15 protein-coding genes and 1 pseudogene are annotated in these 17,497 nt (G+C 37.8%); 11 read left to right on the top strand and 5 right to left on the bottom strand.

The window, feature by feature from the left end:
• The first annotated feature begins 1 nt into the window (after position 1).
• The 11 genes and pseudogenes from ACFOZY_RS12595 to ACFOZY_RS12545 all read left to right on the top strand — a co-directional run bounded on the left by ACFOZY_RS12595 (position 2) and on the right by ACFOZY_RS12545 (position 10,397).
• The gene (locus ACFOZY_RS12595) at positions 2-745 is read left to right on the top strand and encodes an ABC transporter ATP-binding protein (RefSeq protein ID WP_378155975.1); all 744 of its coding nucleotides are present in this window, start codon (positions 2-4) and stop codon (positions 743-745) included.
• Between the two features lie 409 nt (positions 746-1,154).
• The gene (locus tag ACFOZY_RS12590; protein WP_378155973.1) at positions 1,155-2,264 is read left to right on the top strand and encodes an acyltransferase family protein; all 1,110 of its coding nucleotides are present in this window, start codon (positions 1,155-1,157) and stop codon (positions 2,262-2,264) included.
• Between the two features lie 421 nt (positions 2,265-2,685).
• Positions 2,686-3,789, top strand: a complete 1,104-nt coding sequence (locus ACFOZY_RS12585; RefSeq protein WP_378155971.1) for a VTT domain-containing protein — start codon at positions 2,686-2,688, stop codon at positions 3,787-3,789.
• Positions 3,790-3,997: 208 nt separating this feature from the next.
• Positions 3,998-4,585: a DedA family protein gene (locus tag ACFOZY_RS12580; protein ID WP_378155969.1), complete on the top strand. Its 588-nt coding sequence runs from the start codon at positions 3,998-4,000 to the stop codon at positions 4,583-4,585.
• 179 nt (positions 4,586-4,764) lie between these two features.
• Positions 4,765-5,940 (top strand): MGDG synthase family glycosyltransferase, encoded by a 1,176-nt coding sequence (locus ACFOZY_RS12575; protein ID WP_378155967.1) that lies wholly within the window; start codon positions 4,765-4,767, stop codon positions 5,938-5,940.
• Positions 5,941-5,960: 20 nt separating this feature from the next.
• A pseudogene (locus tag ACFOZY_RS12570) lies at positions 5,961-6,453 on the top strand (MGDG synthase family glycosyltransferase); the annotation flags it as partial.
• Between the two features lie 144 nt (positions 6,454-6,597).
• Positions 6,598-7,152: a glycosyltransferase gene (locus tag ACFOZY_RS12565; protein WP_378156161.1), complete on the top strand. Its 555-nt coding sequence runs from the start codon at positions 6,598-6,600 to the stop codon at positions 7,150-7,152.
• 7 nt (positions 7,153-7,159) lie between these two features.
• A complete protein-coding gene (locus ACFOZY_RS12560; RefSeq protein WP_378155965.1) occupies positions 7,160-7,849 on the top strand; it encodes a polysaccharide deacetylase family protein in 690 nt (229 codons plus the stop codon).
• A 25-nt stretch (positions 7,850-7,874) separates the two neighbouring features.
• Entirely contained in the window at positions 7,875-8,588 is a 714-nt protein-coding gene (locus ACFOZY_RS12555; RefSeq protein WP_378155963.1) for a response regulator transcription factor, read from the top strand.
• Positions 8,566-9,945 (top strand): sensor histidine kinase, encoded by a 1,380-nt coding sequence (locus ACFOZY_RS12550; RefSeq protein WP_378155960.1) that lies wholly within the window; start codon positions 8,566-8,568, stop codon positions 9,943-9,945. The genes ACFOZY_RS12555 and ACFOZY_RS12550 overlap by 23 nt, the downstream gene beginning before the upstream one ends.
• A gap of 182 nt (positions 9,946-10,127) precedes the next feature.
• Positions 10,128-10,397 (top strand): excalibur calcium-binding domain-containing protein, encoded by a 270-nt coding sequence (locus tag ACFOZY_RS12545; RefSeq protein ID WP_378155958.1) that lies wholly within the window; start codon positions 10,128-10,130, stop codon positions 10,395-10,397.
• A 73-nt stretch (positions 10,398-10,470) separates the two neighbouring features.
• On the opposite strand, the gene ACFOZY_RS12540 is transcribed toward ACFOZY_RS12545, so the two are convergent.
• The 5 genes from ACFOZY_RS12540 to parE all read right to left on the bottom strand — a co-directional run bounded on the left by ACFOZY_RS12540 (position 10,471) and on the right by parE (position 17,456).
• Positions 10,471-10,863 (bottom strand): DUF1259 domain-containing protein, encoded by a 393-nt coding sequence (locus tag ACFOZY_RS12540; RefSeq protein WP_378155956.1) that lies wholly within the window; start codon positions 10,861-10,863, stop codon positions 10,471-10,473.
• A 441-nt stretch (positions 10,864-11,304) separates the two neighbouring features.
• A complete protein-coding gene (locus tag ACFOZY_RS12535) occupies positions 11,305-12,528 on the bottom strand; it encodes an MFS transporter (RefSeq protein ID WP_378155954.1) in 1,224 nt (407 codons plus the stop codon).
• A 65-nt stretch (positions 12,529-12,593) separates the two neighbouring features.
• A complete protein-coding gene (locus tag ACFOZY_RS12530; RefSeq protein ID WP_378155952.1) occupies positions 12,594-12,830 on the bottom strand; it encodes a hypothetical protein in 237 nt (78 codons plus the stop codon).
• 220 nt (positions 12,831-13,050) lie between these two features.
• Positions 13,051-15,489: a DNA topoisomerase IV subunit A gene (gene parC / locus ACFOZY_RS12525; protein WP_378155950.1), complete on the bottom strand. Its 2,439-nt coding sequence runs from the start codon at positions 15,487-15,489 to the stop codon at positions 13,051-13,053.
• Entirely contained in the window at positions 15,486-17,456 is a 1,971-nt protein-coding gene (gene parE / locus ACFOZY_RS12520) for a DNA topoisomerase IV subunit B (protein ID WP_378155948.1), read from the bottom strand. Before parE ends, parC begins: the two co-directional genes overlap by 4 nt.
• Positions 17,457-17,497 lie beyond the last annotated feature (41 nt).

The raw sequence follows: 17,497 nt of genomic DNA, 5'->3' as shown, positions 1-17,497 counted from the left end.
CATGTCAATTTCCATTCAAGATGTTTGTTTCTCGTACCCAAATGCAAATCGGGCAACCATTGATCATTTTTCATTAACAATTGAAAAAGGGGAAGTCATATCCATATTAGGTAGAAGTGGAAGCGGTAAGAGCACCATGCTACGCCTCCTTGCTGGTCTTGAAGCACCGACAAAAGGTTCCTTTACGATACAAGAACAAGTGGTTTTTGATGGTACTACATTCTTGCAGCCTGAAAAACGTGGAATCGGAATGGTATTTCAAGATTATGCATTGTTCCCTCATATGACGGTCCGTGAAAATATACTATTTGGATTGTCACAATTGAAAAATGAAGAAAAGAAAAAACGGCTTCGGGAAGTTTTGGAATTAGTGGAACTTCAAGAGTTTGAAAAACGCTATCCTCATCAGCTTAGCGGGGGACAGCAACAACGTGTGGCTATAGCGAGAGCAATTGCACCGAATCCTCATTTGATCTTGTTGGATGAACCTTTCAGTAATCTGGATGCAGAATTACAAGTCAAAATTAGGAAAGAATTACGGGATATTCTTAAAAAAGCCAAAATAACGTCAATCTTAGTTACACATGACGAAAATGATGCCTATGCAATAGCAGATCGCATCGTAAAATTGAAAGACGGCTGTATTGAAGTTGTCGGACGTCCATGCGATTTGCTTGTTGACGGACAGCAGTCCATGAAACCAACTGACCTGTTACAACACGAGTTGGAATTGCAAAGTGTTTGAATTATTTTTTGGATTGAGGTAGCAAACAAGTTTGCGAGTGCCGCCACAAGCGTATTAACAGGGCATTTATATTCCATAAAAAAACTGTAGGCAAACGGAGGGAAGTCCGTTTTGCCTACAGTTTTTTAGAATAATTTAAAATACAGGGAAGCAATATACGAGTGGATGCTACTGGTAAAATTCGTATGAGGTAATTCTTATCATGTTATTAGAAGGGGGGAGGGGGGAGCGTTGAACAAAAAAATGAACGTTGAGGAATGGTATGACAATTATTTTGTTTTTTATTACAAAATTTCAAGAGTAAAACTCAATTCAATAAACCACTCTAAAAATCTTTATATACCTTAATTTGGTTCTATGGTACCATTATTTCGGTTAGTCCATTTTTCTCATTCAAGGGGGATGTTTCTTGAGTAATCGTTTATATTTTTTAGATCGATTGCGTGTCTTTCTAACGTTTCTTTTAATCTTGCATCATACAGCAATTGCCTATGGAGCATCAGGGTCATGGATTTTTATAGATGCCGAAGAAGGTACAACAGTGACCAATATCATGCTTTCCTTATTCACAGCTATAAATCAGGCTTTTTTTATGGGACTTTTCTTCTTCCTATCTGGTTATTTTGTGCCAAGATCTTACGAACGAAAGGGAACAGGCAAATTTTTAAAGGATCGTTTTATTCGTCTTGGCATACCACTGTTATTCTATCTATTCATCATAGGACCTCTCATCCAGTATTTCCTCAACGTTAAACATCAAATGAGCTTGGTAGAATTTTACCGTTCACAAATCTTATCTTTCCATCAATTTTTCATAGGCCCGCTTTGGTTCGTAGAAGCATTGCTTATTTTCACGATAGTCTATGTACTTTATAAAAAGATTATAAAAAAGCCAAGTAAATCTCTGTGTTTCCCGACTAACCGAGTACTTTTGGGCACTGCGATTTTATTAGGTATTGCCGCCTTTGCAATACGCTTAGTCTTTCCGGTGGGTACTGGAATCTTAGGGCTGCAATTTGGCTATTTTCCGTCTTATATTTTGTTGTTTTATATTGGCATTGTTGCGTATCGGAATGATTGGATAGAAAGTATAACGTCAGAAATGCTGCAAATATGGAAATGGATTACTCTCATTGCAATTCCTATTTTCCCAATTGGTTTGGTCTTTACTGGCGCATTAAGCGGCCCTCTAAAGGTGAATGGGGGATGGAACAGCCAAGCGATTATTTATGCTTTTTGGGAGCCTTTTGTTTGTATTGGATTATCAATACTCCTGATAGAACTATTCAAGAAGAAATATAATGATATGCCTAATTTCATAAAATGGTTATCAGATAATGCATTTACAGTTTACATTTTGCATCCTCCTGTCATAGTGAGCTGGTCTATATTGTTTCATACATTGGACATTCCAGCGATCAGTAAGTTTGTAATTGTTAGCCTGCTCTCACTTGTAACTACATTTGCTTTTGCGCATGTTCTCAGGTTAATTCCTTATACGAGACGAGTGTTAGGATAGGAAAGTAATCTTAGATTGACTCTTTAAAGATTAAACGCCAACGATCAAATGTTATTCACACATATAAACACTATTTGAAGGGAAAGCCACTATTATATAAACTGATTTGGTACTAAGACACCAATCAGTTTATTTTTAGTTCTTTATAAATACCGAGTATTTCACTTGAGAAGTAAAGTTTGTTGAATCGAAAATTGAAATCTAATCTTTTCCTTAATAAAAGATTAATGTTCGGTTAAGAGTAAAACCTGTTGTTTTGAATGTATTAAGATAAGGACAAAGATGAAAAAGTAATGCTAAAAGATGAAGATGATGTGATCGAATTGGGAAACAATCAGAAAATAGAGGGTGATAAGTGGTGGGTTTTATAACATCTTATATCGACCAGTTCGGATACATTGTTCTCTTTGTAGCACTGTTATTGGAATTAATCGCACTTCCCTTGCCAGGAGAAGTGCTTATGAGTTATGCAGGTTACCTTGTTTTCCAAGGACAGTTTAACTGGATACTCAGTATTTTGATAGCTGGTGTGGGATCTTGTATCGGAATGACTATTTCTTATTGGGTCGGGTATAAATTAGGACAACCATTTTTCAAAAAATATGGTTATCGATTTCATTTAGGCCCGGAACGTTATAAAAAACTTTCCTACTGGTTTAGTAAATATGGGGCTAAATTACTGCTGATTGCCTATTTTATCCCTGGAATTAGACATGTTACGGGATATTTTTCAGGAGCGACCCGGCTTCCATACCGGACTTATGCCATTTTTGCATATATTGGTGCATTCATATGGGTAAGCGTATTTATTTCACTTGGAAAATTATTGGGCCCCCAATGGGAAACATTTCATAGCTCCATTAAAAGATACCTCATTATAGGGGGCATTGCAGCAGCCTTTATACTCATTGCTATTTACATCTACAAAAAATATCATCTTGAGATTAAACAGAAAATTATCGAATATTTAAATCTGGTTTTAACCATATTTCATACAAGAAGAAGGGTAGTACTCCTAATAACCATCACTTCCTTCCTATCATTGGTTCTTTCGATTTTCATGTTTGGTTTAATCCAGGATTATCTTGGAAATGAATTCACCACTTTCAATACAGCCACACGTATATTGATTCAGTCGGTGTTCAATAATGATTGGACACAGATTATGCAAGCATTTTTATTATTAGGATCAAGGGAAATACAATTTTTCATCATTGGAGTTACTTTCATTTTGATTTTATGGAAAAGCGAGAAAAAAACATTAGAATTACTTTCGCTTATCATTGTGATCCTTGGTGGAGAAATTTACGAAGAAATTTTAAGGAGAGTTTTTCAAAACTTATCTCCTATTTCCTATTCGTTTACGGAACATCTATTTAGTAATTTCCCAAGTGAACAATCATTAATGAATTTCGTCATTTACGGCTTTGCGGTTTTAATAGTTGTCCGCTCCTTAAAACCTGTCTACTATCGAACTATTATTCCAATCATTACGTTACTTTTTTTTAATGTTCATTGCCATTAGCCGCTTGTTCTTTAGCATCGATCTTCCAAGTGACATTGTTGCCGGGTATGTTTTTGGAGGAGTCTGGCTAGGCGTGAATATTATTTTTATCGAGATATTAAAACTGTTGAAGGAGGTAGAGATGGAGAGAGTGTGACTAAATAACCTATAACAATACTCCTGCCATTTCGAAGAGGATTTTAAAAAACTTTGTACAAAAGAGGGAACTATGAGTATTGAAACTTTTTTAAGCTATATTAATACCTATGGTTATATTATTATTTGTATATTTTTATTTTTTGGCATCGTTGGTATTCCTGCACCGGAAGAGTCTTTGTTGTTTTTTATTGGAGTGCTAATTGACCAAAGTAGTTTAGCATTCATACCTGCGGGACTGTCGGCTTTTTTTGGAGCTTTTTCAGGCATGATATTCGCCTATGCAATCGGAAAATATGTAGGAATGCCTTTTGTTCATAAATATGGGAAATATGTTGGAATAACTGAAGAGCGTTGGATAAAAGTAAAAGAAAAGTATAAAGGAAATATCAAAAAAACGATAGTGTTTGGATTTTATATTCCTGGAATCCGTCAAATAAGTCCATATTTTGCGGGAATGAATAAGGTCCCTTTTATGCAGTTCCTTTATACATCCGTATTGGGAACGTTAGTGTGGACAATGCCTTTTATTCTGATCGGTTATTATACATCCGGTGTATTTAATATTAATCTGGAGTATATGCCCTATATAGGATTGTTCCTCATGCTGCTCTTTATCGTTTTTGGTATCGTAAAGTACTCTAAAAAAAGAAATACTTAACCTTGGAAGTTTAAGGCGTCTTGTGCCAGATGGAGCACTTGACGCTTTTTTGTTTGTCTTAATTTTATCTTTTCAGTCCATTAAAAATTGATGAAAAAGGTAGGTTGTAAAAAGTTTGATGTTACATTAAATGGGTAGAAATCATAGTTAAAATGACTTTTGAACAGGAGATGAAGAAAATGAAAAAAATATTATTCTTACCATTTTTACAAATGCGGTCTGGTCATCATCAAGTTGCCGAGGCATTAATGGATATGGTTCAAACACAAACACAAGGGATTTTTGTGAAAAAAGTTGATCTCATGAGCTATGCCAGCCCAATGATGGAAAAGTTAATTACTTCATCTTATCTGAATTGGATCAACTATGCTCCATCCACATATGATCTCGTTTACAAGAAATTATTCTTTTCACCGTCCAGAAGCGTTCAACATTCACAGAAGTGGTACTTTTTTTACTTTTACAAAAAACTGGAGCAATTATTAATGGAAGAGAAACCAGACTTAATTGTCTGTACACATGGTTTCCCATCCTATTTATTGAGCCAATTAAAAAGCAGAGGAAAATGCAATACTCCTGTAGTAAACGCGTATACGGATTTCTTTATTAATAAAGTTTGGGGACGAGAGGAAATCGAATATCATTTCCTTCCTCATAAAGATAATAAAGAAGAATTTAGTAAAAAGGTTCAAATACAAGGACAAAGATTAGTTGTTACCGGCATACCGGTTCACCAGGATATAACTAAAAACACTTCAATAAAAAAGTCTTTAAACAGACCAAAGATATTAATGTCCGGAGGAAATAATGGTCTTGGAGGTATAGCTCAATTATTGGGAGAATCCAGACATGATTCAAGATGCGATTTCTATGTTTTATGTGGAAAGAACAGTAGACTATTCAATCAAATAAGTTCATGGCAATCGGAACATATTCATCCTCTTCCTTATATTTCGTCACGAGAAGAAATGAACCATTTATATGATGAAATGGATGCGATTGTAACAAAACCCGGTGGGGTTACGATTAGTGAGGCACTACAAAAGAGGTTGCCTATTTTTGTCCACTCCGTACTTCCAGGTCAGGAAGAGATTAACTTACAGTATCTTTTAGAAAAAGGACTTGTTTTTCAATTGAATGAGAAAGATTTATCAGAAGTGGAATTATTAAGTTTCTTACAAAACAAGGAGCTTATGAGTAATTGGGAAAGATCCATCCAATCTTTTGAAAATAGTATTGAACTGGCAGACTCAGAGGAAATTGTGGGTTTTTTGAGAGAGATTCTTGACATTGATTCTATTAGCCCAGCAAGAAAACGTATTGATTCAAAAGTCTACCATTTGGCAAGAGCATAAGTTGTTTGGAGGAAACTGGAATGAACGAACATGGAAACGACAAATATCTAATTTTATCTGCAACTTATGGCGAAGGACATAATCAGGTGGCAAATGCCATAAGCGAATCCATTGAGAGCTTGGCTAATTCAGAGCCGATCATCATTGATATCATGAAATCTATTCATCCCTATTCCTATCCAATTAGTAATTTCATCTATACAAAAGGAATCAAAAAATTTCCTTATGTTTATAGCTTTTTGTATAGGAAAACCTATGAAAGAAATTCATTTTCAGTTAAATTGAATTTATTATTTTTATTGGGGATGAAAACAGTACTTAAGCATATCCAAGAAATAAAACCGAAAGTGGTCATTAGCACTTATCCGTTTGCTGCCGGTATTATGTCAAAGTTAAAGGAGAAAGGGGCTGATCGATATTCCGGCGATTACAATCATCACTGATTTCACAAATCACTCATTTTGGATTTATCCTTATACCGATTTATATGTGGTTGGATCGGCTGACGTACGTGAGGGTTTAATTTCGTTAGGAATAGAGAGTAATAATATTATCCACTCCGGAATTCCTGTTAGGAAAAAATTCAACGATGTTCCAACTAAGAAAATTCTTGCCGATAAATATAAAGTAAATCCAAATTTGTTCACTATTTTAATTATGGGAGGGGGAGACGGTTTGTTTAATAAAGAATTCCCCTCATTCCGATTTCTGGAATCAATTTCAGTGCCAATTCAGTTTTTGATCGTTTGCGGCAAGAATAATAAGCTGAGAAAGCAATTGGAAGTGGAATTGATAAATTCCAAGCATCATGTAAAAATTTTTGGATTCTCTGAGAATATCCAGGAATTAATGGCCCTTTCGGATCTAATGATTACAAAACCTGGGGGAGTTTCAATTTCGGAAGCCATGGCAATGGATTTGCCGCTATTGATATTTCACCATCTCCCCGGTCAGGAAGAAGAAAATATGGAGTTTTTATATCGTTCTGGCTACGCATTCATTGCGAAAACTGAAGAAGATTTGAGTGAACTAATTAATCAGCTTATTTATGATTCAGCACCATTAAGAAGGATGAAAGTGAGAATCGAGCAAAATCACTCTACATCTTCAGCAAGAGATGCAATTCATCTGATTGTTGAGGCGGAAAATCGTGGTCAATCACCTAAGATTAAAAACAAAAGCATAGTGAAGAAGAACTTGGTGTGGAGATGAAAATATTATGGGATTGATAATTTCGGTACTTATTTTTCTATTATTATTGTATACGGTAATTCCATATGCCTTATCAAGAGGGTTAGGGCTTAATGTATTAAAAAGAGGACACGAAAAGAATAAGATAGCCTTTACATTTGACGATGGCCCGGATCCGATCTATACACATATGCTTCTGGATCTCTTAAAGACAAATGATGTGAAAGCCACATTTTTTGTTGTTGGTTCAAAAGCGGAAAAGCACCCAGAAATCATTCAGCGAATGCATAATGAAGGCCATTTGATCGGTATACACAATTATGTTCACCGTTCGAATTGGTTTATGTCTCCATGGAGAGTACGAAAAGGTGTAGAGAATACTGCTAAAATAATTGAAGGAATTACTGGCATTAAATCTTCCTATTATCGTCCGCCGTGGGGAATGCTTAATCTATTTGATATGGTCAATAAGGGGAAATATAGAATTATCCTTTGGTCGATCATGGCGGAAGATTGGCGGACTTCTGGCGGATCTAATAAGATTAAGAACCGATTATCAAAAATAAAGGGCGGTGACATCATTCTTCTTCATGATTGTGGAGATACACCCGGAGCAGAAATTGATGCACCTTTGAACACGATTAATGCTTTGAAGGATGTATTATTAACTGTGAGGGCAAAAGGGTATACTTGTGTTCGCGTAGATGAATTGAATTAAAGGTTTTATCATTGGGGGGAGAGAAGTGAAAAAACATCTTTTAGTAGTAGAGGATGAAATTCAAATAGCCCGAGTTCTCAAAATGGAATTAGAATATGAAGGCTACAGAGTCACAGTGGAATATAACGGTAAGGCGGGCTTGGAAACGGCATTACACACAGATATTGACCTCATTATATTAGATGTAATGCTTCCAAAATTAAACGGAATAGAGGTACTAAGAAGATTAAGAAAGGAAAAGGAAAACATACCCGTTATTCTTTTAACAGCTCGAAATACTACATTTGATAAGGTTGCAGGACTTGATCAGGGCGCGAATGATTATGTTACAAAGCCATTTGAAATTGAAGAACTTTTGGCAAGAATTCGTGCATGTTTCCGTCATTATTCTTCTCATGAACAACCAATGAATGATTCAATTCTTTCAATAGAGGATCTCGTTATTAATACTGATACTCGGGATGTTAAAAGAAATGGAACGACCATTCCATTAACACCGAAAGAATACGACTTATTAGTGTTTTTAATAGAAAATAAAAGCAAAGTTGTAACAAGGGAAAACATCATTTTTAATGTTTGGGGCTACGACTATGAAGGAGAAACCAACGTGATTGATGTGTTCATCCGACATTTACGAAAAAAGATTGAAGAAGGTTTTGCTAAACCTCTAATAACCACGGTTAGAGGGATTGGCTATACTATAAAGGAGAACGTAGATGAGGATTACCCAAAAGATTAATCTTTTAACAACCGCATGGATGCTTTTAATACTAATTTTGATTAATATTTTAGTCTTTATATTGTTTATGAAAACGACTGTTAATATGGAAGAGGATAGGGTTTTTCAAAAAGCAGCAGATCTTATTGAAAACATCCAGGTTAATGAAACTGTTCAAATTAATGCTGATGTGAAGAATAATCTCACTGAGAATTCTTATATTCGAATTTTACAGCCTGATGGAAAGGTTTTATATGAAATAACCAATAATGAGGAATTATCGGACAAAGTTAAGGGTAAGTTTGTTCAAACACAGAAAGCTGAGAGACGTGCAATAAAGGTTGGAAAAAAAGAAAAGCAAATAATCATTGTTCGTTCTCCAATCGAAAATATACCAAGTTTAAACGGGAGTATCGAAATTGGGGAAGAATTGGTAGGCCTTGAAACAAGAAAAGATATTCTTTTGTGGATTCTGGGATTTAGTACATTGCTGGCTGTTATTTTGTCGTTGTTGAGCGGCAAATGGCTGTCGAATATTATTATGCGTCCAATTACCAACATGATTAATACGATGGAAGATATCGAACGCAGTGGCGTTCCTAAGAAGATTAACATTGTGAATGATACTAAAGATGAACTTGAAACGCTGGCAAATACGTTTAACCGGATGATTGATAGACTGGAGGGGAGTTTTGAAAAGCAATCACAATTTGTCTCAGATGCCTCCCACGAATTAAAGACACCATTAACAGTGATAAAAAGCTATGCAAATTTGTTAAGACGGCATGGACTTAATGATAAAGAATTAGCAGAGGAAGCGATCCATGCTATACACTCTGAAGCAACAAGAATTCAGCAAATGACAGAGACTTTTTTGGCAGTGGCTTCATTAGAAAAAGAAGTTGAACTCGACTTAGACGTAGTGAATCTTGTATTGCTATGTCAAGAGATTATAAAACAAATGAAAGAGGTCTATAAAAGAGATATCCTTCTGCATTACAATCAATCACCGATACTTATAATGGCAGATGAATTAAAACTCAAGCAGGTCATCATTATTTTACTCGACAACGCGATTAAATATAGTCAGGACAAAATTGAAATTTGTTTAGAGGGTAATGAAGAATTTTCAATTATTCGTGTGACCGATTATGGTATTGGTATTCCAGAAAAAGAGATTAAAAACATTTTTGACCGTTTTTATCGAGTTGATAAGGCAAGAAATCGTGAAACAGGAGGTTCGGGATTAGGCCTTCATATTGCTAAAAAGATGATTAAATTACATCATGGGGAGATAAAGATCAGTAGCGTGGAAAATGAGGGAACGGTTGTAGAGTTAATTATATCGAATAGTTCGGAAGACAACTTACATCAATAGAATGATTTTAACAAGCCCAATGTTCAAATGAATGATGCAGATACTCCAAAAATCCTGATTTTTTCGGGATTTTTTTATATGGCTGTTAGAGTACGTATAGAAATTTGCTTGGACAATATAGAGTTAATAGTTTATTGTATTTTTAGATATGAGGAATATTTAGGAAATAGGGGGCTGTTGTTATGAAGAAGATGGCGATTATCTGTTCTGCTATATTGCTTACACTTATTTTCGCAGCAGGCAATATATCTGTTGAAGCGAAAAGTGAGAAAGTCGTGACATACAAAAACTGCACTGAGTTGAATAAGGTGTATAAAGGCGGATTGGCAAGAGCGGCCAACGTCAAAAACAAAGGCGGAAAGACAAAATATACACCATTTGTTTCTCAAGCTTTATATGACGCGAATAAAAAGATGGATCGGGATAAAGATTCAATAGCGTGTGAACGTTAATGAATTGAAATTTATCATGGGCGATGGAACATTAGATTCTTTCACTTGTAACTACATCGTTCGTATTGGAATATCATTTGAGCAATTGAAATGCTTCAGCAACTTTATGTGCAAAAGATAATGGATCTTCGACCGAAATGAAGTGTGCATACAAAATACGTGGATTATCAAATAACCAATGATTATGCAAGGCAGTCAATATTATTCCGGATCTTTGTAAGCTCCAGGTAAATGGATAAACCTCTTCTTGAAGAAGTGCTATTTCTCCTAAGTTTAAAGCTTTCCCTTGGTGGTCGATTGATTCAAACGAGCAAAAAGATTGAAGAACAGAGTTAGCGGGTCTTCCCATGATTTTTACATTAATATGGGAACGTTTTTTTTGAACTGTGCATACGCCCTTTTTAATATTCAATTCTCCACCAAGAATGGAGGAGAATTGTTGGCATAATTCCTTGAAATCAGTCATCTTTAACCTCCAATCATCATGTATAAGTTTATGCCCATTAACTTTATTGTGTGTAAATTAGGTAGATGTTTTTTTAGCCAGCATACAAACAGGAGCATTCTTTAGCTTAATGAAGAACTTGGAAGAACAGGATTTTGAAGCAAATCTTATTAAACATACAAATCATTTTAGAGTTTATATTAGTGATGGAAGATCAAGTAAGAGGTTTTATAATCACAGCGATTTATTTCTTGAAAGAAAAAATATTTTACAAATAGAAATTAGACAATACAGGAATTAAAAACACAATGAAATTAGAAGCAGGCGAAAGGTATAAGAGGTTAAAAAGCCTCCTTTTTCTTTTTTTAAATTTTAGTTTACATAATATAAATTATAGGAAGTTGAATCTCGTTTCAAAGTATACTTGAAATAGTGAGACAGAAAAGAAAAAACCACCAAAAGTTATGCACTTTTAGCGGCTGGTTTCATTTGATCTAATATGATATTTTTCCGTTTTAGTTGTATAAAGAATACTACTGTTAAGCCTAAGCTCATTGTACCGAAAACAACGACCATCGATTGAAGCCCGATTAGATCCAGCAACGCCCCGGTTGCCAGTAATACGATTTGGAATACAACTCGTTCTAACATATTACGAAACGAGAAAAATCGCCCATGGAACTCTTTTGGCATTTGTTTTTGGAAAATGACCATTGCTGTTGGAAAAAAGCATCCAATGGAAAATCCGAATATCGCGAATGCTACTAATGTCAAAAATTGCTGATCAGCAAAGACTAACATCATTTCAGCAAAACCAATTAGGCACACGAATATAAATAAGATTGTTTGAGTTTTCCATTTATTGGCAAGATATTTCACGGTCATCGTCCCAAGCATAAACGCAAATCCTTCTGTGGCGTAAATCATTCCTTTGATGGCTGAAGAATCTTGGATTTCACTTATATTGATAACCATCAAGTTAAATGATCCTAAAAATAATAGCGGGATTAACGTCATGATCACCGTCATTGTTACGACTGGATATGACTTCAACACAGGAAACACTTCCATGAAACCACCGCTTTTTGCGGTCGTTTTGACCTGTGCCTCCCTCCCCTTTCCTTCATCAATGCGCAGCATCCATGTAAAGAACAAAAGTCCTACGTAAGCTACCATGGATATTAGGTAAAGCGTTGATATTGGCCAATAGACCAGTAAAACACCTGCTAACGCTGTTCCTGCTACTCGTGCGATGGTTGCTACATTCATATGCCACCCATTCATCGTCAACAGGTTCTCTTCCTTCACCACAAGTGGAATTGCAGCCTGTAATGCCGGAAAATAGAATGCTGCTGACAATTGGATACTTACCATAAAGGCTACCATCCACCAAATGGAGCCGGTCCAAATGGCTATTAGCATGAATCCGACACTGACAAGCCTTCCTGCCCCAGCTAAAAGTAATATGTTCTTTTTGCGCGACTGGTCAATAATCTTGCCTACTAACGGTCCTACAAGGATTCCAGCAAGAAGTCCAAGACCCATAATCAGTGACTTTACAAAATCCGATGGAATCTTTTCTTGCATGAATTCTAAGTTTCCGATGATTCCAGTCCATAATCCAAGCCCCGCGATCATTTCTCCGCAAAGAATGATCCAAACATTCCGGTCCTTCCACATACCCATTCCCCATTTTTTCTGTTATCTGTCGGCCTATTATACTTCGGATTTCGAAGTTTGTCATTAAGTATTTAGACAAAATAAATGAGAATGAATACACATGCAGCAGTACCGACAAAGCACAAACCTTGGGCAACTCTTAACATATTAGTATGTTGCCGACGGTATCTCTTCATATCGTTAAACGTTAAAACGATACCTAAAAAGCCAGCAAGTGCCCCGATTGCAAAGAAAATCCTTGGGAAAAATGGAAGAATCGCAAGCAATATGGAAACGGCACCTAACATTAAAGGTAAATCCCTTTTCACAGTACACCGCCTAATAATTTATAAATGCAATAAAAATAAGATCATTTGAATTCATAACTATTTACGTTGTTAGAGTAGCAGCTAAAAAATTCACTTTTATTAAACTATGAAATACTGCTTGTCTTGTATACATAGAAAAGGTGCGAAGGTCATTGTATAACTATCAACTATTTCAATGAAAATACCCCTGGATCCGAAATGACCCAGGGGTAATATTAACTTATTTAGTTTCAGGTAGACTCACTTTTTTAAATACATGGACGACGGTACCACTTTCCTTCTCATCTACCTTGAAGGTTCCGTTAGAATAGCGGTCTACAAATCTGATGGTGGATGCTTCAACATCAACGCGTCCGCCATTATTTGTCTCCAAAACATACACTTCTTGATCATCTACAATATCGACTGTGACTACCCGGTGTGGATTCGCTTTAAGTTCCTTCAATACTACGACTCCCCGTTTCGCACGAGTTCCAGCGTCCAATTCGCTCAGCTTCATCCGTTTAACGGCACCACGTTGTGTGATGAGCAACATAGACAAATCAGCTTGCTCGTTCGCGGCTGCAGCAGAAACGACATAGTCACTGTCTTTCAAATTAATGCCCTTGACACCGCTTGCTTTAACTCCTAATACAGGAACTTCACTGAGCGGGAATCTGACTGCATATGCATTGTGAGTGAAAATGAACACATCTTCTGTTCCATTCACAGGAATTGCCGTGAGCATTTCATCGTCGCCTTTTAGACCCATTGCTTTTAAGGTCTTTGAATAACGCTGCACTTTGTAGTCAGACAGTTTGGATTGCTTCACCATACCATTTTTAGATACACTCAGAATATGTTGCTCATTTTCTTCGAATGATTCAACACCCACCACTGAAATGATGTGCTCGTTCGGTTCAAGTCCGACAATACTTGAAATATGCTGGCCAAGGTCCTTCCAGCGGATATCCGGCATCTCATGGACAGGTTGATAAATATAATTGCCGTGCGATGTAAATAACAGCAATTGGTGTTGTGTATTCATCGTCGCTTCATATAACAAATAATCGCTTTCCTTCATATCGAAGGTTTGCCCATTCGAAGCATTATAGGAACGAAGGCTTGTCCGTTTGACATACCCATCCTTTGTAACTGTTACTACGACATCTTCACTTGGCACTAACAATTCAAGAGTAAGCTTGATCTCTTCTATTTCATCTTCAATGACTGATCGGCGACTTTCAGAGTATCGTTTACGAATATCGAGCAATTCTTTTTTGATGACTTTAATGAGCTTTTTCTCGCTGTTTAAGATTGCAGACAATTCCTCGATCAGTTTGTTCAACTCTTCTTGTTCCGAACGAAGCTCTGTAATGTCCGTATTCGTCAAACGGTAAAGCTGCAAGGAAACAATCGCTTCAGCTTGAGCTTCGCTGAAGTCGAATTTTTTCGTCAAGTTTTGTTTTGCATCCCGTTTGTCTTGCGATTTACGGATTGTTTGGATGACCTCATCTAAAATGCTTAGAGCTTTCATTAAGCCTTCTACGATATGTAGACGGTCTTTTGCTCTAATCAGGTCATACTCGGACCTCTTTGTAACGACATCCTTTTGGTGTCCGATATATGCATCGAGCATCTTTGGAAGTGACATAAGCATCGGACGTCGATCGTTAATGGCAATCATATTAAAGTTATAAGTTACTTGGAGATCCGTATTTTTAAAGAGATATTGAAGAATTCCATTCGCATCGATTTCTTTCTTCAATTCAATGACGACACGAAGTCCGGAACGGTCGGATTCATCACGTACGTCAGAAATGCCATCAAGCTTTTTATCAAAGCGAATTTCGTCGATTTTCTTCACTAAGTTCGCTTTGTTCACTTCATAAGGGATTTCTGTGATGACAATCTGTTCTTTTCCGCCCTTGAGCTCTTCAATCTCTGTTTTGGAACGGACAACAATTTTACCTTTTCCAGTTTCATAAGCCTTTTTAATTCCGTCAATCCCTTGGATAATACCGCCAGTCGGGAAATCCGGCCCTTTGATGACAGTCATAAGTTCATCGACTGTCACTTCAGGGTTGTCCATACGCATGAGGACTGCATCCAATACCTCATGAAGTGCATGTGGTGGAATATCCGTTGCATAACCGGCAGAAATACCGGTTGAGCCATTTACGAGCAAATTCGGGAATCTTGCAGGTAATACTGTCGGTTCAACTTCGGAATCGTCAAAGTTGGGAATGAATTCAACCGTTCTTTTTCCGATATCCCTCAATAGTTCTCCGGCTATCGCTGATAACCTCGCTTCAGTGTAACGCATCGCAGCAGGCGGATCACCGTCGATGGAACCGTTGTTACCATGCATTTCTACCAATGCGTGGCGGACCTTCCAGTCCTGACTCATCCGGACCATTGCTTCGTATACGGAGGAGTCTCCGTGCGGGTGATAGTTACCGATTACGTTACCTACGGTCTTTGCAGACTTCCGGAACGCTTTGTCGCTCGTATTTCCCTCATGAAACATGGCATAGAGAATCCGTCGTTGAACGGGTTTCAAGCCATCTCGTGCATCTGGTAAAGCCCGGTCCTGGATGATGTATTTGCTGTAGCGGCCAAACCGGTCACCGATCACCTCTTCTAACGGTAAGTCCTGTAAGCGCTCGGTTTGACTCATTCATGTTCCTCCTCTACAACCAATAAATCATTTTCCAAGATGTTTGTTTCATCTTCCAAACTGAAGTCGACGTTCGCTTCAATCCATTTACGGCGCGGTTCTACCTTATCACCCATCAATGTCGTGATCCGGCGTTCCGCGCGTGTATCATCGTCAATCTGAACACGTATCAATGTCCGGGTATCCGGATTCATCGTCGTTTCCCATAATTGATCGGCGTTCATCTCTCCAAGACCTTTATAGCGCTGAAGCATATAACCTTTACCGATTTTCTTGATGGCTGCATCCAAATCTTTTTCCGTCCAAGCATACTCAAGTTTTTCACTCTTGCCTGAACCTTTAAAGACTTTGTACAGCGGTGGCATGGCAATATAGACCTTCCCTGCCTCAATTAACGGACGCATATAGCGATAAAAGAATGTTAAGAGCAACACTTGGATATGTGCCCCGTCCGTGTCAGCATCGGTCATGATAATGACTTTGTCATAGGCAGCATCATCAATGGTGAATTCCGGACCGACTCCTGCGCCGATTGTATGGATAATCGTCGATATTTCTTCGTTTTTCATAATATCCTGCAATTTCGCTTTTTCCGTATTAACGACCTTTCCACGGAGCGGCAAGATCGCTTGGAATGAACGGTCACGGCCTTGTTTGGCAGATCCCCCTGCAGAGTCACCCTCAACTAAGAACAATTCGTTTTTAGCTGCGTTTCGGGATTGGGCAGGTGTCAACTTGCCTGAAAGGAGCGTATCTTTTCTACGCTTTTTCCCGGAACGGGCATCTTCGCGTGCCTTACGAGCAGCTTCGCGAGCCTGTTGGGCACGGATTGCTTTCCGGACTAATGATGCGCTAAGCTCCGCATTTTCTTCCAAGAAGTACATCAACTTCTGTGAAACGACGGAATCGACTACTGTTCTTGCCTGGCTTGTCCCAAGCTTACCTTTCGTCTGCCCTTCAAATTGCAACAGATTTTCCGGAATCCGGACTGAAATGACTGCTGAGACCCCTTCTCGGATATCAGAACCTTCCAAGTTTTTATCCTTATCTTTCAGAAGGCCAATTTTTCGTGCATATTCATTGAAGACCTTGGTCATTGCAGTCTTTGCACCTGTTTCATGCGTCCCGCCGTCCCGCGTACGGACATTATTGACGAAGGAAAGAATCGTTTCTGAATAACCGTCGTTGAATTGAAATGCAAATTCTACTTCTATTTCATCCTGATCACCCTCCACGAAAGCAACCGGGTGCAGCACATCTTTTTCTTCATTCAAATATTCAACAAACGCTTCGATGCCTGTTTCATAAAAATAGACTTCCGTTTTCTCGGTAGCTAACTCATGTAATTCAATTTTCAGGCCTTTGAGAAGAAATGCAGATTCACGGAGACGCTCGCTAAGCGTATCAAAATTATATTTCGTGACAGAAAAAATAGCAGGATCCGGTTTGAAATGTACAATAGTTCCTGTTTCTTTCGTTTTCCCGATTTCTTCTAATGGCGTTACCGGTTTACCACCGTTTTCAAAACGCTGGCGGAAGAGCTTTCCTTCACGGTGAATGGTCACTTCCAACCAAGAAGAAAGTGCATTGACGACTGATGAACCGACCCCGTGGAGTCCGCCGCTTGTTTTATAGCCGCCTTGGCCAAATTTACCTCCGGCGTGCAGGACGGTTAAAATGACTTCAACTGTAGATTTACCTGTCTTATGGGTCCCTGTTGGCATTCCACGGCCAAAGTCCCGTACGCTGATACTTTGGTCTTCGTGAATGTTCACAATGATATGGTTTCCGTAACCGGCCAAAGCCTCGTCAACGGCATTATCTACGATTTCATATACTAAATGGTGAAGTCCCCGGGCATCGGTTGAACCGATATACATCCCTGGACGTTTACGAACGGCATCTAATCCCTCCAAGACCTGGATGGAATCATCATTATATACCGTTGAAGCTTGCTGTTTTGCCAAAATCTCGCCCCCAAACAAAACGTTTGTTCCCTATTTTCTTT

The organism is Chungangia koreensis (assembly GCF_042651785.1).
In the GTDB taxonomy this organism is placed as follows: domain Bacteria; phylum Bacillota; class Bacilli; order Bacillales_A; family Planococcaceae; genus Chungangia; species Chungangia koreensis.
This window is presented reverse-complemented; position numbering and strand designations above follow the sequence as displayed.

Excerpts from the sequence above, each read along its gene's own strand:
- ACFOZY_RS12595 (WP_378155975.1), top strand. The coding sequence starts at position 2 with ATGTCAATTTCCATTCAAGATGTTTGTTTCTCGTACCCAAATGCAAAT.
- ACFOZY_RS12580 (WP_378155969.1), top strand. The coding sequence starts at position 3,998 with ATGAGTATTGAAACTTTTTTAAGCTATATTAATACCTATGGTTATATT.
- ACFOZY_RS12575 (WP_378155967.1), top strand. The coding sequence starts at position 4,765 with ATGAAAAAAATATTATTCTTACCATTTTTACAAATGCGGTCTGGTCAT.
- ACFOZY_RS12565 (WP_378156161.1), top strand. The coding sequence starts at position 6,598 with ATGGGAGGGGGAGACGGTTTGTTTAATAAAGAATTCCCCTCATTCCGA.
- ACFOZY_RS12560 (WP_378155965.1), top strand. The coding sequence starts at position 7,160 with ATGGGATTGATAATTTCGGTACTTATTTTTCTATTATTATTGTATACG.
- ACFOZY_RS12550 (WP_378155960.1), top strand. The coding sequence starts at position 8,566 with ATGAGGATTACCCAAAAGATTAATCTTTTAACAACCGCATGGATGCTT.
- ACFOZY_RS12545 (WP_378155958.1), top strand. The coding sequence starts at position 10,128 with ATGAAGAAGATGGCGATTATCTGTTCTGCTATATTGCTTACACTTATT.
- ACFOZY_RS12540 (WP_378155956.1), bottom strand. The coding sequence starts at position 10,863 with ATGACTGATTTCAAGGAATTATGCCAACAATTCTCCTCCATTCTTGGT.
- ACFOZY_RS12535 (WP_378155954.1), bottom strand. The coding sequence starts at position 12,528 with ATGGGTATGTGGAAGGACCGGAATGTTTGGATCATTCTTTGCGGAGAA.
- parC (WP_378155950.1), bottom strand. The coding sequence starts at position 15,489 with ATGAGTCAAACCGAGCGCTTACAGGACTTACCGTTAGAAGAGGTGATC.